Source organism: Serratia bockelmannii (assembly GCF_051803255.1).
Taxonomy (GTDB): domain Bacteria; phylum Pseudomonadota; class Gammaproteobacteria; order Enterobacterales; family Enterobacteriaceae; genus Serratia; species Serratia bockelmannii.
In genome coordinates, this window is record NZ_CP196512.1 from 4,580,444 (window position 1) to 4,599,610 (window position 19,167).

The following is a 19,167-nucleotide window of genomic DNA, read 5'->3' on the forward strand; positions in this document are numbered from 1 at the left end:
GCGCTCCCTCGAGCGCCTTTTTTGTCAGCTTTAGAGCGTCACCCCGCTTTTAAAGATCGCCAGCTCGCGGAAATCGTTGGCTTCATTGCGCGCCGGGCGGCCGTTGGCGATCTCGACGATCAGATCGATGAAGCGGCTGAGCAGCGTCTCCATCGCCACGCCGTGAACCAGGCCGCCGGCGTCGAAATCGATCCAATGCGGTTTCTTCGCCGCCAGCTCGCTGTTGGTCGCCAGCTTCACCGTCGGCACAAAGCCGCCGTACGGCGTGCCGCGCCCGGTGCTGAACAGCACCATATGGCAGCCGGCACCGGCCAGCGCGCTGGTCGCCACCGCATCGTTGCCCGGCGCGCTGAGCAGATTCAGCCCCGGCACACGCAGCCGCTCGCCGTATTTCAGCACGTCTACCACCTGGCTTAACCCCGCCTTTTGGGTGCAGCCAAGCGACTTCTCCTCCAGCGTGGTGATGCCACCGGCCTTGTTGCCCGGCGACGGATTCTCATAAATAGGCTGTTGATGGGCGATGAAATAGCGTTTGAAATCGTTGATCATATCGACGGTTTTTTCGAAGGTCTCCCCATCGCGGCAGCGGCTCATCAGAATGCGCTCGGCACCGAACATCTCCGGCACTTCGGTCAGCACCGTGGTGCCGCCGTTGGCTATCACATAGTCGGAAAAGCGCCCCAGCAGCGGGTTGGCGGTGATACCCGACAATCCGTCCGAACCGCCGCACTCCAGGCCGAACTTCAACTCGCTCAGGCGGCCCGGCTCGCGGCGATCGTGGCGCATCTCCCGGTACAGCTCGTGCAACAGCGCCAGCCCGGCTTCCACCTCGTCGTCCTGTTGTTGGCACACCATAAAGCGCAGCCGCCGCTCGTCCTCTATCCCCAACGTGGCGCGAAAGGCATCCACCTGATTGTTCTCGCAGCCCAACCCGATCACCAGCACCGCGCCGGCATTGGGATGGCGCGCCAGATTTTGCAGCATGATGCGAGTGTTGGCATGATCCTGCCCAAGCTGCGAGCAGCCGAACGGATGGCTGAACAGGTGCACGCCGTCGATCCCGTCCGCCTGCGTTTGCTGCAAAAAGCGCTGTTGGATCTGACGGGCGATGCCGTTGACGCAGCCGACGGTCGGCACGATCCACAGCTCGTTGCGGATCCCCACTTCGCCGCCGGCCCGGCGGTACAGCTGCACCTCGCGATCCGCCGCCTGCGGCGGCAACGTTGGGAACTGCGGCTGGTAACGGTAGCTGTCCAGATCGCTCAGGTTGGTTTTGACGTTTTGCGAATGAATGTGCTCCCCAGGCGCAATGGCCGCGAGCGCATGGCCGACCGGCTGGCCGTATTTGATGATGTCTTCGCCCTCGGCGATCGGGCCGAGCGCAAACTTGTGCCCGCGCGCCACCGGCTGCGCCAGCTGAATGCGCTCCCCGTCCAACTCAAGCATTTCTCCGGCGGCCAGATCGCGCAGCGCCACCGCCACGTTATCCTGCTCGTGAATCTTTATCGTACTTTGCATAAACCAGTCCCGGATAACGGCTACGCCAGTTCGATGGCGAAATAGTTTTTGGCGTTGTCGAAGCAGATGTTTTTCACCATCTCGCCCAGCAGCGCGATATCCGCCGGCGCTTCGCCGTCCGCCACCCAACGGCCGATCATCTGGCAAAGGATGCGGCGGAAGTATTCATGCCGCGTATACGACAGGAAGCTGCGACTGTCGGTCAGCATGCCGACGAAGCGGCTCAGCAACCCGAGCTGGGCCAGCTGCGTCATTTGGCGCTGCATGCCGTCCTTCTGATCGTTGAACCACCAACCGGAGCCGAACTGCATCTTGCCCGGCGTGCCTTCCCCCTGAAAATTGCCGATCATGGTGCCGATCACTTCGTTATCGCGCGGATTGAGGCAATAGAGAATGGTTTTTGGCAGACCGCCCTGCCGCGCCTGAGCATCCAGCAGCCGCGACAGCGGTTCCGCCAGCGGCCGGTCGTTGATCGAGTCGAAGCCGATATCCGGCCCGACGGCGGCCAACATGCGGCTGTTGTTATTGCGCAGCGCGCCGATGTGATACTGCTGCACCCAGCCTCGGCGCCGGTATTCGCCGGCCAAAAACAGCAGCACCGCGCTTTTGAACTGGGCGCTCTGTTCCGGCGTCGGCAGCTCGCCGTTCAGGCGACGCAGCAGGATCGCATCCAGCGCCGCTTCATCGGCCTCGCCGAACACCACCACGTCCAGCGCATGATCGGCCACTTTGCAACCGTGAGCGGCGAAGTGATCCATGCGCTTGTACAGGGCGTCGCACAGCGCGCTGAAGCGGCCGATGGCGGTGTCCGCCGCCGCCTCCAGCTGCCGCAGATAGTCGTTGAAGCCGGACGCATCGATAGTGAAAGCTTTGTCCGGCCGCCAGCTCGGCAGCACCTTGATATCGAAGCTATGATCCTCGGCGATCGCCCGATGATGGCGCAGATCGTCGATCGGATCGTCGGTGGTGCCGACCATTTTCACGTTCATTTGCTGCATGATGCCACGTGCGCGAAACGCATCCTGCGCCAGCAGCGCATTGCCGCGCTGCCAGATTTCATCCGCCGTGGCCGGCGACAACAGCGTATCCGTGATGCCGAACGGCCGGCGCAGCTCCAGATGCGTCCAGTGATAGAGCGGGTTGCCGATGGTGTGCGGCACCGTGGCGGCCCAGGCGTCGAATTTCTCGCGATCGCCCGCATCGCCGGTGCACAACCGCTCCGCCACGCCGTTGGTGCGCATCGCCCGCCATTTGTAGTGATCGCCCCGCAGCCAGATATCGTACAGGTTGCTGAAGCGGGTATTCTCCGCAATCTGCTGCGGCGGCAAATGACAGTGATAATCAAAAATCGGCTGCTGCGCCGCGTAATCGTGATACAAGCGCCGGGCAAATTCGCTGTCCAGCAGGAAATCTTCGCTCAAAAACGTCGCCATCTCGGGCTCCTTACTTGCCGTGCGGCACGGGGTTCGAATCACAAAAGTTATCACACCAATTTTTACTAACGTCCAGCAGATTTTTCCCGAGGTCTGCCGTTCATCCTCTCTCTACGCCCTTTTTCGCTCAATTTACCGGCAAAAATGCCCTGTTTCACCGGCAACAGTATTGCTCAGGCGAATAATTCCTTTTGTGATATCACTCAACTTTTAAACCTGTATGACAGGTTATTGTCTCGCCAGCCGCATCGACGGCCACACCTTCAAACGGGGAGACACTTCGGATGCGTAAAATTAAAGGGTTACGCTGGTACATGATCGGACTGGTGACCATCGGCACCGTGCTGGGTTACCTGACCCGCAACGCCATTGCCGTGGCGGCGCCGACGCTGGAAGATACGCTGCACATCACCACCCAACAGTATTCCTATATCGTCGCCGCCTACTCCGCGTGCTACACCGTGATGCAACCGGTGGCGGGCTACGTGCTGGACGTGCTGGGCACCAAGGTCGGCTACGCCATGTTCGCCATTCTGTGGGCGCTGTTCTGCATGGGCACCGCACTGGCCAACAGTTGGGGCGGGCTGGCGTTGGCGCGCGGCGCGGTCGGCATGGCGGAAGCGGCAATGATCCCCGCCGGGCTGAAGGCCAGCAGCGAATGGTTCCCGGCCAAAGAGCGTTCGATCGCCGTCGGCTATTTCAACGTGGGCTCGTCGATCGGCGGCATGATCGCCCCGCCGCTGGTGGTATGGGCCATCGTCGCGCACAGCTGGGAGATGGCGTTCATCATCACCGGCGTGCTGAGCCTGATCTGGGCCATCTGCTGGCTGCTGTTCTACAAACACCCGAAAGATCAGAAGAAACTGAGCCTGGAAGAACGCCGTTACATCCTCGAAGGCCAGGAAGCGCAGCACCAGACCTCTAATGCCAAAAAGATGTCCGCCTGGCAGATCGTGCGCAATCGCCAGTTCTGGGGCATCGCGTTGCCGCGCTTTCTCGCGGAGCCGGCGTGGGGCACCTTCAACGCCTGGATCCCGCTGTTCATGTTCAAGGCCTACGGCTTTAACCTGAAAGAGATCGCCATGTTCGCCTGGATGCCGATGCTGTTTGCCGATCTCGGCTGCATCGTCGGCGGTTATCTGCCGCCGCTGTTCCAGAAATATTTCAAGGTCAACCTGATCGTCTCACGCAAGCTGGTGGTGACGATGGGGGCGGTGTTGATGATCGGCCCCGGCATGATCGGCCTGTTCACCAGCCCTTACGCGGCTATCGCGCTGCTGTGCGTCGGGGGCTTCGCCCATCAGGCGCTGTCCGGCGCGTTGATCACCCTCTCTTCCGACGTGTTCGGCCGCAATGAGGTGGCGACCGCCAACGGGCTGACCGGCATGGCGGCCTGGACCGCCAGCACGCTGTTCGCCCTGGTGGTCGGCGCCCTGGCGGACACCCTCGGCTTCAGCCCGCTGTTCGCCGCGCTGTCGGTCTTCGACATTCTCGGCGCCATCGTCATCTGGACGGTGTTGCAAAACCGCCCGGCCGCCGAACCGCAACCCGCCGCGCTGCAGCCCACCCCGGCGCGCAGCTGATCCCCCGCCCGGCCGCTGCGCCGGGCCCCTTGCTCCTCTGGCAGCGGTGCCGAATAAGTGGTATAACAAATCCGATGGCCACGCGCCCCTTCCCACCGCACCGTATAGAGCATTCACTATGGAATTCACTGAAACCAGACGCCTGTATCAGCAACTGGCCGCCGAGCTGAAGCAACGCATCGAAAGCGGCCGTTATCCGGTAGGCGACAAGCTGCCGGCCGAGCGATACATCGCCGAAGAGATGAATGTCAGCCGCACCGTGGTGCGCGAGGCGATCATCATGCTGGAAGTCGAAGGCTATGTGGACGTGCGCAAGGGATCTGGGATCCACGTGGTGTCCAACCAGCAAAAACACCTGGTGGTGCCGGGCGACAGCATCGAGTTCGCCACCGCCGGCCCGTTTGAGCTGCTGCAGGCGCGCCAGCTGATAGAAAGCAACATCGCCGAATTTGCCGCCACCCAGGTGACCAAGCAGGATATCGTGCAACTGATGGAGATCCAGGAGCATGCCCGCAAAGAGGATCGTTTCCGCGACTCGCAGTGGGATCTGAAGTTCCACGTGCAGGTGGCGCTGGCCACCCAGAACACCGCCATGGCCACCATCGTGGAAAAAATGTGGGTGCAGCGGGTCAACAACCCTTACTGGAAGAAACTGCACGAGCATATCGACGAACGTTCGATCGCCAGCTGGTGCGACGATCACGATCAGATCCTCAAGGCGCTGATGCGCAAAGATCCTTACGCCGCCAAACTGGCGATGTGGCAGCACCTGGAAAACACCAAGCAGATGCTGTTCAACGCCACCAGCGACGACTTCGAATACAACGCCGATCGCTACCTGTTCGCCGAGAATCCGGTGGTGCATCTGGATGGCGTGAGCCACGAGCCGAAATAGCCACGGCGGTCAAAAAACGTCGGCTTATGTCAGGTAATGTAAAATCCGCTGAATCGATGCCGGAACCGCCGTTTGCCGTGTACTATTTCGCCGTCGGCAACGTAGATTTCCCTGTTGCCAATCGTGCTATTTTGGTAGAGTTAGCCCACTTTTTTACCCATTGCTGCGGGGGCGGGACGCGAATAAATGCGCTGGTTGTTTGCCATGCTGATTGCTGTTTTCTGCTGGACCGGTTCGGTCTCCGGCCCACAGCTATGCGTGGCGTCACCCAAGCCCACCCCCAGCGCGCTGAGCAGCCTGCCGCTGTTGGCGGAGCCGGCGCTTTCCCCCTATGATCAGGTGTATCGGGCGCCGGCCGAAGCGCGCCGCAAAGCCCCCGGCAAGTTGCCGCTGCTGCTGCCCAGAGCGCACTCTTTCTCCGGCTCGCTGCTCGCCTCCTCCCTGCCGGTGCCGGTCTATACCCTGGCCGCAGAGCCGGGCTACCGAATTCGCTTCCCCCGCCAGGACACGCCGGCTCCCAACCGGCTTGCCCAGGTCGACGGGATGCTGGATGCCTCCAGGCAACAGAGTCGGCAGGCCGGCTGGAAAGAAAGTAACATGCAGTACCGTGGCACGCTGACTTACCACCTATGACCGGTGTCGCACCGCTAAGAAACCTTAAAGCAACGCCGTTTCATCGTTATCAGCATTCAGGATCGCCGCGCGTTTTCAGCCCACGCCCGTTCCACCGCTGAGATAAAAATAAACAATGACGTTTTAGGAACACCGGATGGATATCATTAAAGAACTGATACATGCCTTGTGGCAGCAGGATTTTGAGACGCTGGCGAACCCTTCGCTGGTGTGGACCCTCTACATCCTGCTGTTCATGATCCTGTTTTTGGAGAACGGCCTGCTGCCGGCCGCTTTCCTGCCGGGCGACAGCCTGCTGATCCTGGTCGGCGTGCTGATCGCCAAAGGCACCATGGGCTTCCCGCTGACCATCGTTATCCTGACCGTCGCCGCCAGCCTGGGGTGCTGGGTCAGCTATATACAGGGCCGGTGGCTCGGCAATACGCGAACGGTGCAAGGCTGGCTTTCGCATCTGCCGGCTCACTACCATCAGCGCGCCCACAACCTGTTCCACCGCCACGGCCTTTCCGCCCTGCTGGTCGGCCGCTTCCTGGCCTTCGTGCGCACCCTGCTGCCAACCATCGCCGGTCTGTCCGGCCTGAACAACGCGCGCTTCCAGTTCTTCAACTGGATGAGCGGCCTGCTGTGGGTCTTGATCCTGACGACGCTGGGCTTCGCCCTCGGGAAAACCCCGGTGTTCCGCAAGTATGAAGATCAGCTGATGTTCTGCCTGATGATGTTGCCGCTGGTATTGCTGGTGGTTGGGCTGGTCGGCTCACTGATCGTGCTGTGGCGCAAGAAACGCGCCAGCGGCCAGAACCCGGGGAAAGGGGCGTGACAGCAAAGCGCCCGCGCTGGCAATACGTCTTGATGATCGCGCTCGCCCTACTGGCGTTGGCGACGCTGCTGGTGCCCTGTATGGTGCGCACCGAGAGCGAGCTGCGCATTCGCGCCAACCAGCAAGGGCTGTCGCTGCCCGACGGCTTTTACGTCTACCAGCGCCTGGATGAGCGCGGCATCCGCATCAAAAGCATCACGCCGGAAGGTGATGGCCTGGTCATCCGTCTGGATTCGCCGGAGCAGCAGTTGCTGGCGCGCGAAGCGCTGCAAACCATCCTGCCGCCCGGTTACCACATCGCGTTGAGCGAATCCCCCGTGCCATCGCATTGGGTGCGCGAATTTGCGCGTTCCCCACTCAATCTGGGATAATCCCCCTTCAGATGAAGGGGTTTCCTTTCACTGCCATTATCTTCATTTTCATTCGCACCGATTAGCTCAAGAATTAATCAGTCAGCACTGAGTCACGGCTGATTCTTTGGGGGCACGCCGGTTTCATGACTATGCTGAAGGATAACTTCAGCCGGCGATGAACGCCCTCCTCTCGCGCTGCCGCCTTCGGCAGCCAGGAAAGCGGGTGCCTGTTCAGGTACCCCATGAAAAGGAACTGAAAGATGAAATTACGCCACTCCCTGTTACTGCTGTTGCCTCTCTGCACGCTGCCGGCCCTCGCTGCGGCCGCTGAGGGCGGTTGTGCCGCCAAAGCGCAAAACATCCAACAGCAAATCGACTACGCCACCCAGCACGGTAACACCCACCGCGTGGACGGGCTAAAAAAAGCGCTGAGCGAAGTGCAGACTCACTGCACCGAAGCCGGCCTGCAGGCCGAACGCCAAAAAAACATCGCAGAGAAACAGCGCAAGGTCGACGAGCGCCGGCAGGAACTGAAAGAAACGCAGCAAACCGGCAAGCTGGACAAGGTCGCCAAGAAGCAGCAAAAGCTGGCGGAAGCGCAAGCTGAGTTGAAACGCGCCCAGGCGGAATAATTTTTTCACACCAGCGGATTTATCGATGAGAGCCCCATCACACGGGATTTCTTAAGCATATGAAATTGATGTCTGGTGTTATCTGCTGGCCATCACCCCTTTGCTCCGGCGAAAAAATCCGCTATGTTAAAAGTCTGTCGAAATAAACGTTAAGGAATAATCACATGGCACATGATTCAAATGCAGAAAACTTACGCGCTGAACTGAAGTCCTTAGCCGATACGCTGGAGGAAGTGCTGAACTCCTCCACCGACAAGCCGAAAGCCGAGCTGGAGAAGCTGCGCTCGAAAGCGGAAGGCGCGCTGAAAGAGACCCGCGCTCGCCTGAGCGACGCCGGTGACAAGCTGGCTTCGCAAACCAAGCAGATCGCCGGCCAGGCCGACGACTACGTGCGCGACAACCCGTGGACCGGCATCGGTATCGGCGCGGCGGTCGGCGTCGTGTTGGGCGTGCTGCTCGCGCGTCGTTAATCATGGCTGAACAACCGCAAGTGCGCGCGCAGGGCCCCGCTAAAGGGGTCCTGGATATCGGTCAGCGCATCATCACGATCCTGGTCGGCATGGTGGAAACCCGCGTCCGGCTGGCGGTAGTCGAGCTGGAAGAGGAGAAAGCCAACCTCATTCAGCTGCTGATCATGGCCGGCATGACGCTGCTGTTCACCGCCTTCGGTTTGATGAGCCTGCTGATCCTGATCTTCTGGGCCATCGATCCGGTCTACCGGCTGGTGGCGCTGGGCGCGACAACCGGCGTGCTGCTGTTCCTCGCCGTGGTCGGCACCATCTGGACGCTGGTCAAGGCCCGTCGCACCACGCTGCTCGGTGCCACGCGCAAACAGCTGGAACTCGACCGCGCCGAACTGGAGCGCGAGCCATGAGCCGCCGCCGCTATCTGGAATGGAAAAAAGAGAGGCTGATTCGGCAGATCCAGCAACAGCGTCTGGATCTGGCCGAACACAAGTCTCTGTGGCTGGAAAAGACCGAACGCATCGACCGCGGCTGGCAAACGGTGTTTGGCCTGCGCCGCTATCTGGTGCTCGGTTCCAGCGTCATGGCGCTGTACGGCATCCGCCATCCCAGCAAGATGATCCGCTGGTCGCGTCGCGCTTTCGGCGCATGGAGCGCTATCCGTCTGTTTAAAAAGACGTTTTCCGCCAAGTAAGCCGCTTAGTCTTTCCTTCAAACCTCCTGTTGCTCTGCCCGCATTTTCTCCCTTGATACAACGCGTCCAACCCCGGGGCCGGGCAACCTGCTGATCGGCGGCATTTTATTAGCACGCTAAAGATTCAGATTTTTTGAAAAATTACGACAGTTTTACTTGCTAACAACCTGAGCACTTCCCGCTTAACATTCACTCCATCAATTCGAGACGGAGCGGACAGGGTAAGAAACCCGCTACACCGCCCGTTGATATGACTACCGCCGAACAGGCGCACAAAAACACTTTGGAGTAGATGATGAAAAAATTAGAAGATACAGGTTTGCTGGTTGCTCGTATTCTGATGCCAATCCTGTTTATCGTGGCAGGCTACGGCAAAATGGGTGACGCTTATGCCGGTACCCAACAGTACATGCAATCGATGGGCGTGCCTGGCTTCTTGCTGCCGCTGACCATCCTGCTGGAATTTGGCGGCGGTCTGGCGATCCTGTTCGGTTTCCTGACCCGCACCGTGGCGCTGTTCACTGCCGGTTTCACCATTCTGACCGCGCTGCTGTTCCACACTGACTTTGCGGAAGGCGTAAACCAGCTGATGTTCATGAAAAACCTGACCATCGCCGGCGGCTTCATCGTGTTGGCGGTCGCAGGCCCAGGCGGCTTCAGCATCGACCGTCTTCTGAACAAGAAATGGTAATCTAAACTGTCATTCAGGGCCCGGCATGCCGGGCCCTGTCGTTTTTCACTCGGACACCAAGGAGATTCCCATGGGACAACTCGTCGATGGCGTTTGGCAAGACATCTGGTATGACACCAAATCTACCGGCGGCCGTTTCAAACGTTCAACCGCTCAGTTTCGCAATTGGGTGACCGCCGACGGTCAGCCGGGCGAACACGGCGTGGGCGGCTTCCAGGCCGAAGCGGGCCGTTATCACCTTTATGTTTCTCTCGCCTGCCCTTGGGCGCATCGCACGCTGCTGATGCGCAAACTGAAAGGGCTGGAGCAGATCATTCCGGTCTCGGTGGTGCACCCGCTGATGCTGGAAAACGGCTGGACCTTCGGCCAGGATTTTCCGGAAACCACCGGCGATCCGCTGTATCACGCCGACTTCCTGTACCAGATCTACCTGCGGGCCGATCCGCACTACAGCGGGCGCGTGACCGTGCCGGTGCTGTGGGATAAACAGCGGCAAACCATCGTCAGCAATGAATCCGCCGACATCATCCGCATGTTCAACAGCGCATTTGACGGCGTCGGCGCTCGGGCAGGCGACTACTACCCGACCGCGCTGCGCGGCAAGATCGATGAGCTGAACGGTTGGATTTACGATCAAGTGAACAACGGCGTGTACAAAGCCGGTTTTGCCACCAGCCAGGAAGCCTATGACGAAGCGGTCAACGGGGTATTCAACGCGCTGGAGCGCCTGGAGCAGATCCTGGGGCAGCATCGCTACCTGACCGGCGATCGGCTGACCGAAGCCGACCTGCGTCTGTGGACCACGCTGGTGCGTTTCGATCCGGTGTACGTCACCCACTTCAAGTGCGATAAACACCGCATCAGCGACTACCTCAACCTGTACGGCTTCCTGCGCGACATCTACCAGATGCCGGGCATCGACGAGACGGTCAGCCTGCCGCACATTCGCAACCACTACTACCGCAGCCACGCCACCATCAACCCGCACGGCATCATTTCCATCGGGCCGGCGCAGGATCTGGACGAGCCGCACGGCCGCGACCAGCGCTTCGGTTAAGGCGAAAAAAATCCCCTTGCCGCCCGGCAAGGGGATGTCATCCAACCGACTTAACGCTGCGCGAACAGGCGCGGAATTTCGCGCAGGAACCAGGCTTTCGCCTCCCCCATGCTGTCGCGCCGCCAGGCCATGATGATATCGGCTTCGCGGCTGTATTCCGGCCCCACCACGCGCAGCCGCCCGGCCTCGATATCTTTCTCCACCATCGGATACGGCATGGTCGCCACCCCCAACCCGGCCAGCAGCGCCAGACGCTTGTCTTCAATGGTGCTCACCGTCAGACGCTGCTGCTTATCCAGCAGCTGTACGGTCAACACCGGGCGCTCGCGAGCGGTATCCGCCACCGCGATGCCGCGGTACTTCACGCGGGTCACTTCGGAAAGCGGCTCCGGCTCCAGGTGGATAGGATGATCCGGCGCGGCGACATAAACGCTCATCACCTTATACAGTTTGCGGGTGTTGATCTCGGACGACGCGCGAAAATGCATGTCCGGCGCGATCACGATGTCGGCGCGCCCCTGCTCCAGCCGCTCCCAGGCGCCCGCCAGCACCTCGGTGAAAATCGACACCTGGGTGTTGGCCTTCAGCGCCAGCTTGTCCACCAGCGGGAACAGCAGGCTCGGCGGCGACAGCGCTTCGCTGACGATGGTCAGGTGAGTTTCCCAACCGCGCGCCAGCGCCTCGGCGTCGGTGGTCAGCTTGTCGGCCGCTTCCAGCAGCACCCGCCCGCGTTCCAGCAACATGCGCCCCACGTTGGTGAACTTGGTGCGGTGGCCCGAACGGTCGAACAGCACCACGTCCAATTCTTCTTCCAATTTTTGCATGGTGTAGCTGAGTGCCGACGGCACCCGGCCCAATTCGTCGGCGGCCGCGGCGAAACTGCCGCGCCGGTCGATTGCATCCATCACCCTTAGTGCCTCAAGCGTGAGCGCCCGATCTCTGGCCATCGCATCCCTCTGTCAGGAAATTTGAATATGCCGACCAGATTAACTGGCTAACAATCCGACGTCCAGATGCTTACCATTTGGATAATGAATTTAGAGAGCCGATTGCCATGATTACATGCAGAACAGCACAACAATGCGGGCAAGCTGACTTTGGTTGGCTGCAGGCTCGCTACACCTTTTCCTTTGGTCACTACTTCGATCCCAAACTGATGGGCTACGCGTCGCTGCGGGTGCTGAATCAGGAGGTGCTGGCGCCGGGCGCGTCGTTCCAGCCGCGCACCTATCCCAGCGTGGATATCCTGAACCTGATCCTGCAGGGCGAGGCGGAATACCGCGACAGCGACGGCAACGCCGCGCGCGCCAAAGCCGGCGAAGCGCTGCTGCTGGCCACCCAGCCAGGCCTGAGCTACAGCGAACAGAACGTCAGCAGCGATACGCCGCTGACCCGCCTGCAGCTGTGGCTGGATGCCTGCCCGGAACGCAACAACGAGCGGGTGCAGCGTCTGACGCTGCCGGCGGCAGGCAACCTGCTGCTGGCCTCGCCTGACGGCGCGCAGGGCAGCCTGCAGCTGCGCCAGCAGGTCTGGATCCATCATCTCGATCTGCAGCCGGGCGAAGAACACACGCTGACGATTAATGGGCCGCGCGCTTATCTGCAGTCGATACACGGTACCATCGCCGCCACCGGCGAGCGCCACGAGGAACAGCGCCTGACCTGCGGCGACGGCGCCTTCGTGCGCGAGGAGAACCGCCTGACGATCCGCGCCGAGACGCCGCTGCGCGCGCTGTTGATTGACCTGCCGGTGTAAGGCCGGCCGGAAAACGAAAAACCCCGCGCAACGCCAGTTGCGCGGGGTTTTCTTTTGTCGAGGGAGTTGACCGGTAAGCCGGGTTCTGTCGTGGACAGTCATTCCTCTAGGCCAGCAATCGCTCACTGGCTCAAGCAGCCTACCCGGGTTCAGTACGGGCCGTACCATGTGAACCCCTATTTGGCCTTGCTCCGGGTGGAGTTTACCGTGCCACGAACTGTTGCCAGCCGCGCGGTGCGCTCTTACCGCACCCTTTCACCCTTACCTGATCCCGCTTGCGCGGGCCATCGGCGGTTTGCTCTCTGTTGCACTAGTCGTAGGCTTGCGCCTCCCAGGCGTTACCTGGCACCCTGCCCTATGGAGCCCGGACTTTCCTCCCCTCCATCTGTCTCCCCGAAGAGGACGGCAATGAAGCGGCGACTGTCTGGTCAACTCCGGCGCGGATAGTAGCGTTGCGGCGGCGGCAGGTCAACCGCTTTACGGCTGTTGTTGCTCCAGCGCGTGCTTATACAACGCATTTTTCTTCACGCCGTGGATTTCCGCCGCCAGCGCCGCCGCCTTTTTCAACGGCAGCTCTTTTTGCAGCAGCGCCAGCGTGCGCAGCGCCTCGAGCGGCAACGCATCCTCCTGCGCTTTGTGGCCTTCGACGATCAGCACCATCTCACCGCGGCGGCGCACTTCATCTTCCTGCACCCACGCCAGCAGCTCGCCCACCGGCGCGCCGTGGATAGATTCCCAGGTTTTGGTCAGCTCGCGCGCCAGCACGACATAACGCTGCGGGCCCCAAACGGTGACCATGTCCTGCAGACTTTCCAGCAGACGGTGAGTGGATTCGTAGAAAATCAGCGTGCGCGGTTCCTCCGCCAGAGCCATCAGCGTATCCTTGCGCCCCTTGGTTTTCGCCGGCAGGAAGCCTTCGTAGCAGAAGCGGTCGGAAGCGACACCCGCAGCGCACAGCGCGGTGGTGGCGGCGCAGGCGCCCGGCAGCGGCACCACGCGAATGCCGGCCTCGCGGCAGCGGCGCACCAGGTGATAACCGGGATCGTTGATCAGCGGCGTGCCGGCGTCGGACACCAGCGCGATGCTCTGGCCTTCCTGCAGTTTCGCCAGCAGCTGATCGGCCTTTTGCTGTTCGTTGTGGTCATGCAGCGCGAACAGACGCGCGTTGATCGCGAAGTGTTGCAGCAGCAATCCGGTATGGCGCGTGTCTTCCGCCGCGATCAGATCAACGCTTTTCAGTACCTCTAACGCACGGTGAGTGATATCGCCCAGATTGCCGATGGGGGTGGGCACCACATACAGCGTTGATGCAGAAATGACTGATTGTTGGTGTTGATTCATTGTTTCATCCGGGTTGCCGATTTAATATTGAGCATCTTGAAAAAAACATCACTGGATACAGTATGCTTTCCTCAACATTCGTTCGTACCAAAGCAGGGCGTTCCAAGCCTGTCCGACTTACCGCAGTCATCGCGGCCGCCCTTTTCCTGGCAGGCTGTCCAAGTCGGGCCCCGCAAACGCCGCCCGCCAATATACAGGACGAAGCGAGCGCCAGCTCCGATTACTACCTGCAGCAGTTGCAGCAAAGCAGCGATGATAACAAGGCTGACTGGCAATTACTTGCTATTCGCGCCTTGCTGCGCGAAGGAAAACTGCCGCAGGCCGGCGACCAGTTGAATCAGCTGCCGAAAAACCTCAGCGGCGCACAGCAGACTGAGCGCCAGTTGCTGACCGCCGAACTGCAGATCGCCAACAAGAGCTACGTCAGCGCCCGCAGCACGCTGGGCCACCTGGACAGCGGTGCGCTGTCGCCGAATCAGAAGGTGCGCTACTACCAGGCGCAGATCGCCGCCAATCAAGGCAAAGCGTCGCTGCCATTGATCCGCGCCTATATCGCTCAGGAGCCGTTGCTGACCGGCAAACCGCACCAGGACAATCTGGATCAAACCTGGCAGGCCCTGCTGCAGCTGACGCCGCAGGAGATGAACAGCCTGGTGATCAACGCCGACGAGAACGTGCTGCAAGGCTGGCTGGATCTGCTGCGCGTCTATCAGGACAACAAGCAGGATCCCGATCTGCTGAAGGCCGGCATCAAAGATTGGCAGAACCGTTATCCGAAGAACCCGGCAGCCAAAACGCTGCCGGCTCGCCTGAACCAGGTGCTGAACTTCACTCAGGCCTCCACCTCGAAAATCGCCCTGCTGCTGCCGTTGAACGGCCAGGCGAAAGTGTTCGCCGACGCCATCCAGCAAGGCTTCGAAGCGGCGAAAAACGGCGGTTCCATGCCGGCGCCGCAACCTCAAGCCGCGCAACCTGCCAGCGCACCGGCCCAAACGGCGCCGGCCGATCAGGCCGCAGCGGGTGACATCAACGCCAACGGCGCCGTCAGCCCTTCGGCGCAAGAGAGCCAGCCGGCCGTGACCGCCGCGCAACCCGCTGCACCGTCCAGCGCGCCGATAACGCCGCTGCAGGCCGCTAATGCGCAGGTCAAAGTGTACGACACCACCAGCCAGCCGCTGGCCGCCTTGCTGAGCCAGGCGCAGCAGGATGGCGCTACTCTGGTGGTCGGGCCGCTGCTCAAAGAGAACGTCGATCAGCTGTCCGCCAGCACCACCACGCTGAACGTGCTGGCGCTCAACCAGCCGGAAACGCCGAAGGACAACCTGAACATCTGTTACTTCGCCCTGTCGCCGGAAGATGAAGCGCGCGACGCCGCCCGCCACATCTGGGAACAGCAGAAGCGTCAACCGCTGCTGCTGGTGCCGCGCGGCGCCTTCGGCGATCGCGTCGCCAAGGCCTTTAACCAGGAATGGCAGAAGCAAGGCGGGCAAACCGTGCTGCGTCAGGACATCGGCTCTGCCGGCGAGCTGCGCCAGATGGTGAACAGCGGCGGCATCCGCATGACCGGCACGCCGATGTCGAGCGCCCCGGCGCCGCAGAGCGTCACCATCGCCGGGCTGACCATTCCTGCGCCGCCGAGCGACGTGCCCGCCGCCACCGGCGGCAGCGTCGACGCGGTGTATATCGTCGCTACCCAGTCCCAACTGACGCTGATCAAACCGATGATCGACATGGCCACCAGCTCGCGCGGCAAACCGGCGATGTACGCCAGCTCGCGCAGCTACCAGGCCGGCGCCGGCCCGGACTTCCGTCTGGAAATGGAAGGCCTGCAGTTCAGCGATATCCCGCTGCTGGCCGGCTCAAACCCTCAGCTGCTGCAGCAGGCCAGCGCGCGCTTCCGCAACGATTACTCGCTGGTGCGCCTGTATGCAATGGGGATGGATGCCTGGACATTGGCCAACCACTTTGCTGAAATGCGCCAGCTGCCGGGTTTCCAGGTTTCCGGCACCACCGGTACGCTGAGCGCATCGCCGAACTGCGTGATCAACCGCAAGCTGCCTTGGCTGCAATACCGTCAGGGTACGGTCGTTCCGGTCTCTTGAACCCACGCGCCTCCGGGGCGGGCTACGAGTTACTGGCCCGCCGTCACCTGGAACACGCCGGGCTCACCTTCTGCGCCGCCAACGTCGCGGTGCGCGGCGGTGAGCTCGACCTCATCATGCGCGACGGCACTACCTGGGTATTCGTCGAAGTGCGCTACCGCCGCAACGACGCCTTCGGCGGCGCGGCCGCCAGCGTCACCTTTCGCAAACAACAGCGGTTGCTGCACGCCGCCGCCGTCTGGCTGGCGGGGCGCGGAGCCAGTTTTGACACATCATCTTGCCGTTTTGATGTTTTGGCCATTACCGGTAGCCAGTTAGAATGGATACCCAACGCCTTCAATGCGGATTAATTGGGGTTTTGCGGCGCAGACCGGCCCTTTGACTTAGTGGATTAATACAACGTGCTGGATAGAATTAAAGTCTGTTTTACCGAAAGCATCCAAACCCAGATCGCGGCGGCGGAAGCACTGCCGGACGCCATTTCCCGCGCTGCGATGACGCTGGTTCAATCCTTACTCAACGGCAACAAAATCCTGTGCTGCGGCAACGGCACCTCGGCGGCCAACGCGCAGCACTTCGCCGCCAGCATGATCAACCGTTTTGAAACCGAGCGCCCCAGCCTGCCAGCCATCGCCCTCAACGCCGACAACGTGGTGCTGACGGCGATCAGCAACGATCGGTTGCACGACGAAGTGTACGCCAAGCAGGTGCGCGCACTTGGGCACACCGGTGACGTGCTGCTGGCGATTTCCACCCGCGGCAACAGCCGTGATATTGTGAAAGCGGTCGAGGCGGCCGTGACCCGCGATATGACCATCGTCGCGCTCACCGGCTACGACGGTGGCGAACTGGCCGGGTTGCTCGGCCAGCAGGATGTCGAGATCCGCATCCCGTCGCACCGCAGCTCGCGCATTCAGGAAATGCATATGCTGACCGTAAACTGCCTGTGCGACCTGATAGACAATACGTTATTCCCCCACCAGGACGATTAAGGAACTGAGATGAAGCTAAAAGCCACATTTGCAGTGCTGTCCAGCGCCCTGCTGTTGCAAGGCTGTATCGCCGGCGTCGTCGTCGGCAGTGCGGCCGTCGCGACCAAAACCGCCACCGACCCGCGCAGCGTCGGGACCCAGGTGGATGACGGCACGCTGGAAGCCAGGGTCGAAAGCGCCCTGAGCAAAGACCAGCAGTTGAAGAAAGATGCCCGGGTGGTCGCCACCGCCTATCAGGGCAAGGTGCTGTTGACCGGCCAGTCGCCTAACGCCGATCTCACCGCGCGCGCCAAGCAGATCGCCATGGGCGTGGAAGGCACGACCGAAGTGTATAACGAGATCCGTCAGGGCACGCCGGTCAGCCTGAGCACCGCGTCCTCCGACACCTGGATCACCACCAAGGTGCGTTCGCAGCTGCTCACCAGCGATACGGTGAAATCGTCCAACGTGAAGGTTACTACCGAAAACGGCGAAGTGTTCTTGCTGGGCCTGGTCACGCAGCAGGAAGGGCAGTCAGCGGCGCAGATTGCTAGCCAGGTCAGCGGCGTGAAGCACGTCACTACCGCCTTTACCTATGTGAAATAAACCGCTTGGCGGGAGCGGCACCGTGCCGCTCCCGCCCGTTTAATCCAGCTTGTTCTCGCGTAAAAACGCTTCCCCGCCCAGTTGCCGCATTTGGCGCATAATCCATTGTTGACGCTGCACCACATAGCCGGACGGCGCATCGGCCCTGAAGCGATGCGGATTCGGCAATACCGCCGCCAGCAGCGCCGCTTCGGCCGCGCTCAGACGTTTGGCCGGCTTATGGAAAAAGCGCTGTGAAGCCTCTTCCACGCCGAACACCCCGTCGCCGAACTCGACGATGTTCAGATACACCGTCAGAATACGTCGCTTGGTCCACACCAGCTCGATGCCCGACGTCAGCCCGGCCTCCAGCCCTTTGCGCAGCCAGCTGCGGCCATCCCACAGAAACAGGTTTTTAGCGGTCTGCTGCGACAGCGTGGACGCGCCGCGGATGCGCGTCGGGCGCTTCTCGTTGTGGCTGAGCGCCTTTTCAATGGCCGCCACATCGAAGCCCCAATGGTCTGGAAACTTCTGATCCTCCGCCGCCATCACCGCCAGCGCCATTTGCGGCGAGATATCGTCCATCGACACCCAGTCCGAATGGGCGACGTAGCCGAAGTCGCCGCTCAGCCAGGCGCTGACTTGCCTCTCTACCATCACGGCGGAAAACGGCACCGGCAGGAAGGCAAAGAGCACAATGCCCAACACCCACAGGCCGATAATCGCGATGACACCGCGCTTCAGCCAATACCACGGGCGCAGCCGCCGCCATCCGCCGAGCGATTTTCTCATTCAGACAGTTCCAGCACCCGCGCCACCAGCTTATCGATGCCGAGGGCCGCCTGCGCGATCGACGGCGCCAGCATATAGGCTGGCGTAGTCACGATCTTGTGCTCGCTGTCCACCACGATGTCGTCCACCGGACAAATCACCGGCTCGCCGCCCATGGCGTCAATCACTTCCCCCAGGTCCGGATCGTTACCAATGGTGAGCCGCGCTTGTTGATCCAGCAGTTTCGGCAACAGCGCCGGCGCGATGCACATCAGGCCAATTGGTTTGTTGGCCTTATGCATCTCGCGCGTCAGACGCGCCAAATCTTCATCGACCCAACATTCCGCGCCGGCTTCGGCGAAATTGCTGAGATTCTTGGCGGCACCAAAGCCACCGGGCACGATCAGCGCATCCAGCTGGGCGGCTTCCGCCAGCGCCAGCGGCTGCACTGCCCCGCGGGCAATGCGCGCCGATTCAATCAGGACATTGCGCGACTCCGCCATCTCCTCACCCGATAAGTGATTAATAACATGGCATTGTGGTTTATCAGGCGCAAAGCACACCGCCTGGGCGCCGGCACGGTCCAACGCCAGCAACGTCAGCACCGCTTCATGGATCTCCGTACCGTCATAAACGCCGCTGCCGCTGAGGACTACACCCACCTTTTTCATCACTCTTACTCCTGTCGCTGCTGTCAACTGGTTCGTGCTCTGAGTTGACAAACACTAATCTACATCACACATTTTAATGAATCTTCTAACAAGAGCGCTTACATTTGCTATGTTGTTGGCTGTATGATGTTTAGGAATTCGCAACAACCTGCTCGACCAGAACACTGAAACCAATACGCAGGTTCACAATTTCCCTGGTG

Annotated in this window: 22 protein-coding genes and 1 other RNA gene; 16 read left to right on the forward strand and 7 right to left on the reverse strand. The window is 61.0% G+C overall.

The window, feature by feature from the left end; translation table 11 throughout:
• Positions 1-30 precede the first annotated feature (30 nt).
• Together ACSJLU_RS21790 and uxaC are read right to left on the reverse strand one after the other, a co-directional pair.
• Entirely contained in the window at positions 31-1,518 is a 1,488-nt protein-coding gene (locus ACSJLU_RS21790; protein ID WP_342096562.1) for a UxaA family hydrolase, read from the reverse strand.
• A 20-nt stretch (positions 1,519-1,538) separates the two neighbouring features.
• On the reverse strand, positions 1,539-2,951 hold the full coding sequence (gene uxaC / locus ACSJLU_RS21795) for a glucuronate isomerase (RefSeq protein ID WP_336064589.1): 1,413 nt from the start codon (positions 2,949-2,951) through the stop codon (positions 1,539-1,541).
• Positions 2,952-3,235: 284 nt separating this feature from the next.
• On the opposite strand from uxaC, the gene ACSJLU_RS21800 reads away from it, so the two are divergent.
• The 11 genes from ACSJLU_RS21800 (at position 3,236) to ACSJLU_RS21850 (ending at position 10,770) form a co-directional block, all read left to right on the forward strand.
• Positions 3,236-4,534, forward strand: coding sequence for an MFS transporter (locus ACSJLU_RS21800; protein ID WP_336064588.1), 1,299 nt, complete (start codon positions 3,236-3,238; stop codon positions 4,532-4,534).
• A gap of 118 nt (positions 4,535-4,652) precedes the next feature.
• Positions 4,653-5,429 (forward strand): transcriptional regulator ExuR, encoded by a 777-nt coding sequence (gene exuR, locus ACSJLU_RS21805; protein ID WP_033636102.1) that lies wholly within the window; start codon positions 4,653-4,655, stop codon positions 5,427-5,429.
• Positions 5,430-5,615: 186 nt separating this feature from the next.
• A complete protein-coding gene (locus tag ACSJLU_RS21810; protein ID WP_025304351.1) occupies positions 5,616-6,062 on the forward strand; it encodes a hypothetical protein in 447 nt (148 codons plus the stop codon).
• A gap of 136 nt (positions 6,063-6,198) precedes the next feature.
• Positions 6,199-6,879, forward strand: coding sequence for a DedA family protein (locus ACSJLU_RS21815; protein ID WP_025304352.1), 681 nt, complete (start codon positions 6,199-6,201; stop codon positions 6,877-6,879).
• Positions 6,876-7,250 carry an EnvZ/OmpR regulon moderator MzrA gene (gene mzrA, locus ACSJLU_RS21820; protein WP_094460793.1) on the forward strand — a complete coding sequence of 125 codons (375 nt, stop codon included), beginning with the start codon at positions 6,876-6,878 and terminating at the stop codon, positions 7,248-7,250. The genes ACSJLU_RS21815 and mzrA overlap by 4 nt, the downstream gene beginning before the upstream one ends.
• 242 nt (positions 7,251-7,492) lie before the next feature.
• On the forward strand, positions 7,493-7,864 hold the full coding sequence (locus ACSJLU_RS21825) for a DUF1090 domain-containing protein (protein WP_025304353.1): 372 nt from the start codon (positions 7,493-7,495) through the stop codon (positions 7,862-7,864).
• A gap of 164 nt (positions 7,865-8,028) precedes the next feature.
• Positions 8,029-8,334 (forward strand): DUF883 family protein, encoded by a 306-nt coding sequence (locus tag ACSJLU_RS21830; protein WP_004937125.1) that lies wholly within the window; start codon positions 8,029-8,031, stop codon positions 8,332-8,334.
• A gap of 2 nt (positions 8,335-8,336) precedes the next feature.
• Positions 8,337-8,738, forward strand: a complete 402-nt coding sequence (locus tag ACSJLU_RS21835) for a phage holin family protein (protein ID WP_015379160.1) — start codon at positions 8,337-8,339, stop codon at positions 8,736-8,738.
• Positions 8,735-9,022, forward strand: a complete 288-nt coding sequence (locus ACSJLU_RS21840) for a YqjK-like family protein (protein WP_004937121.1) — start codon at positions 8,735-8,737, stop codon at positions 9,020-9,022. Before ACSJLU_RS21835 ends, ACSJLU_RS21840 begins: the two co-directional genes overlap by 4 nt.
• Before the next feature lie 295 nt (positions 9,023-9,317).
• Positions 9,318-9,713, forward strand: coding sequence for a DoxX family protein (locus tag ACSJLU_RS21845; RefSeq protein ID WP_004937119.1), 396 nt, complete (start codon positions 9,318-9,320; stop codon positions 9,711-9,713).
• A 70-nt stretch (positions 9,714-9,783) separates the two neighbouring features.
• Complete coding sequence (locus ACSJLU_RS21850) at positions 9,784-10,770, forward strand: glutathione S-transferase family protein (protein WP_049208330.1); 987 nt, start codon at positions 9,784-9,786, stop codon at positions 10,768-10,770.
• A gap of 50 nt (positions 10,771-10,820) precedes the next feature.
• Here the strand turns inward: ACSJLU_RS21850 and ACSJLU_RS21855 are convergent, their stop codons facing one another.
• Positions 10,821-11,717 carry a LysR family transcriptional regulator gene (locus ACSJLU_RS21855; RefSeq protein WP_025304355.1) on the reverse strand — a complete coding sequence of 299 codons (897 nt, stop codon included), beginning with the start codon at positions 11,715-11,717 and terminating at the stop codon, positions 10,821-10,823.
• Between the two features lie 107 nt (positions 11,718-11,824).
• Here ACSJLU_RS21855 and ACSJLU_RS21860 point away from each other — a divergent pair, with 107 nt between their 5' ends.
• On the forward strand, positions 11,825-12,526 hold the full coding sequence (locus ACSJLU_RS21860; protein ID WP_025304356.1) for a pirin family protein: 702 nt from the start codon (positions 11,825-11,827) through the stop codon (positions 12,524-12,526).
• 58 nt (positions 12,527-12,584) lie between these two features.
• On the opposite strand, the gene rnpB is transcribed toward ACSJLU_RS21860, so the two are convergent.
• Positions 12,585-12,962: RNase P RNA component class A (gene rnpB, locus ACSJLU_RS21865), an RNA gene on the reverse strand.
• A 41-nt stretch (positions 12,963-13,003) separates the two neighbouring features.
• Positions 13,004-13,867, reverse strand: coding sequence for a 16S rRNA (cytidine(1402)-2'-O)-methyltransferase (rsmI, locus tag ACSJLU_RS21870; protein WP_004937108.1), 864 nt, complete (start codon positions 13,865-13,867; stop codon positions 13,004-13,006).
• A gap of 62 nt (positions 13,868-13,929) precedes the next feature.
• On the opposite strand from rsmI, the gene ACSJLU_RS21875 reads away from it, so the two are divergent.
• Genes ACSJLU_RS21875 through dolP form a run of 4 tightly spaced genes read left to right on the forward strand, consistent with a single transcriptional unit; the run spans position 13,930 to position 17,546 of the window.
• Entirely contained in the window at positions 13,930-15,969 is a 2,040-nt protein-coding gene (locus ACSJLU_RS21875; protein ID WP_043141990.1) for a penicillin-binding protein activator, read from the forward strand.
• The gene (locus tag ACSJLU_RS21880) at positions 15,966-16,319 is read left to right on the forward strand and encodes a YraN family protein (RefSeq protein WP_015379164.1); all 354 of its coding nucleotides are present in this window, start codon (positions 15,966-15,968) and stop codon (positions 16,317-16,319) included. Before ACSJLU_RS21875 ends, ACSJLU_RS21880 begins: the two co-directional genes overlap by 4 nt.
• 51 nt (positions 16,320-16,370) lie before the next feature.
• Positions 16,371-16,961, forward strand: a complete 591-nt coding sequence (gene diaA, locus ACSJLU_RS21885) for a DnaA initiator-associating protein DiaA (protein ID WP_004937103.1) — start codon at positions 16,371-16,373, stop codon at positions 16,959-16,961.
• Positions 16,962-16,970: 9 nt separating this feature from the next.
• The gene (gene dolP, locus ACSJLU_RS21890) at positions 16,971-17,546 is read left to right on the forward strand and encodes a division/outer membrane stress-associated lipid-binding lipoprotein (protein WP_004937101.1); all 576 of its coding nucleotides are present in this window, start codon (positions 16,971-16,973) and stop codon (positions 17,544-17,546) included.
• Between the two features lie 39 nt (positions 17,547-17,585).
• Here the strand turns inward: dolP and mtgA are convergent, their stop codons facing one another.
• Both mtgA and elbB read right to left on the reverse strand, forming a co-directional pair.
• Positions 17,586-18,317, reverse strand: coding sequence for a monofunctional biosynthetic peptidoglycan transglycosylase (gene mtgA, locus ACSJLU_RS21895; RefSeq protein ID WP_025304358.1), 732 nt, complete (start codon positions 18,315-18,317; stop codon positions 17,586-17,588).
• On the reverse strand, positions 18,314-18,967 hold the full coding sequence (gene elbB / locus ACSJLU_RS21900; protein ID WP_043141979.1) for an isoprenoid biosynthesis glyoxalase ElbB: 654 nt from the start codon (positions 18,965-18,967) through the stop codon (positions 18,314-18,316). Before elbB ends, mtgA begins: the two co-directional genes overlap by 4 nt.
• Positions 18,968-19,167: the final 200 nt, after the last annotated feature.

What these genes read in the sequence shown, in the direction of transcription:
- ACSJLU_RS21790 (WP_342096562.1), bottom strand. Translation starts at nt 1,518, where the DNA reads ATGCAAAGTACGATAAAGATTCACGAGCAGGATAACGTGGCGGTGGCG.
- uxaC (WP_336064589.1), bottom strand. Translation starts at nt 2,951, where the DNA reads ATGGCGACGTTTTTGAGCGAAGATTTCCTGCTGGACAGCGAATTTGCC.
- ACSJLU_RS21800 (WP_336064588.1), top strand. Translation starts at nt 3,236, where the DNA reads ATGCGTAAAATTAAAGGGTTACGCTGGTACATGATCGGACTGGTGACC.
- exuR (WP_033636102.1), top strand. Translation starts at nt 4,653, where the DNA reads ATGGAATTCACTGAAACCAGACGCCTGTATCAGCAACTGGCCGCCGAG.
- ACSJLU_RS21810 (WP_025304351.1), top strand. Translation starts at nt 5,616, where the DNA reads ATGCGCTGGTTGTTTGCCATGCTGATTGCTGTTTTCTGCTGGACCGGT.
- ACSJLU_RS21815 (WP_025304352.1), top strand. Translation starts at nt 6,199, where the DNA reads ATGGATATCATTAAAGAACTGATACATGCCTTGTGGCAGCAGGATTTT.
- ACSJLU_RS21825 (WP_025304353.1), top strand. Translation starts at nt 7,493, where the DNA reads ATGAAATTACGCCACTCCCTGTTACTGCTGTTGCCTCTCTGCACGCTG.
- ACSJLU_RS21830 (WP_004937125.1), top strand. Translation starts at nt 8,029, where the DNA reads ATGGCACATGATTCAAATGCAGAAAACTTACGCGCTGAACTGAAGTCC.
- ACSJLU_RS21835 (WP_015379160.1), top strand. Translation starts at nt 8,337, where the DNA reads ATGGCTGAACAACCGCAAGTGCGCGCGCAGGGCCCCGCTAAAGGGGTC.
- ACSJLU_RS21840 (WP_004937121.1), top strand. Translation starts at nt 8,735, where the DNA reads ATGAGCCGCCGCCGCTATCTGGAATGGAAAAAAGAGAGGCTGATTCGG.
- ACSJLU_RS21845 (WP_004937119.1), top strand. Translation starts at nt 9,318, where the DNA reads ATGAAAAAATTAGAAGATACAGGTTTGCTGGTTGCTCGTATTCTGATG.
- ACSJLU_RS21850 (WP_049208330.1), top strand. Translation starts at nt 9,784, where the DNA reads ATGGGACAACTCGTCGATGGCGTTTGGCAAGACATCTGGTATGACACC.
- ACSJLU_RS21855 (WP_025304355.1), bottom strand. Translation starts at nt 11,717, where the DNA reads ATGGCCAGAGATCGGGCGCTCACGCTTGAGGCACTAAGGGTGATGGAT.
- ACSJLU_RS21860 (WP_025304356.1), top strand. Translation starts at nt 11,825, where the DNA reads ATGATTACATGCAGAACAGCACAACAATGCGGGCAAGCTGACTTTGGT.
- rsmI (WP_004937108.1), bottom strand. Translation starts at nt 13,867, where the DNA reads ATGAATCAACACCAACAATCAGTCATTTCTGCATCAACGCTGTATGTG.
- ACSJLU_RS21875 (WP_043141990.1), top strand. Translation starts at nt 13,930, where the DNA reads ATGCTTTCCTCAACATTCGTTCGTACCAAAGCAGGGCGTTCCAAGCCT.
- dolP (WP_004937101.1), top strand. Translation starts at nt 16,971, where the DNA reads ATGAAGCTAAAAGCCACATTTGCAGTGCTGTCCAGCGCCCTGCTGTTG.
- mtgA (WP_025304358.1), bottom strand. Translation starts at nt 18,317, where the DNA reads ATGAGAAAATCGCTCGGCGGATGGCGGCGGCTGCGCCCGTGGTATTGG.
- elbB (WP_043141979.1), bottom strand. Translation starts at nt 18,967, where the DNA reads ATGAAAAAGGTGGGTGTAGTCCTCAGCGGCAGCGGCGTTTATGACGGT.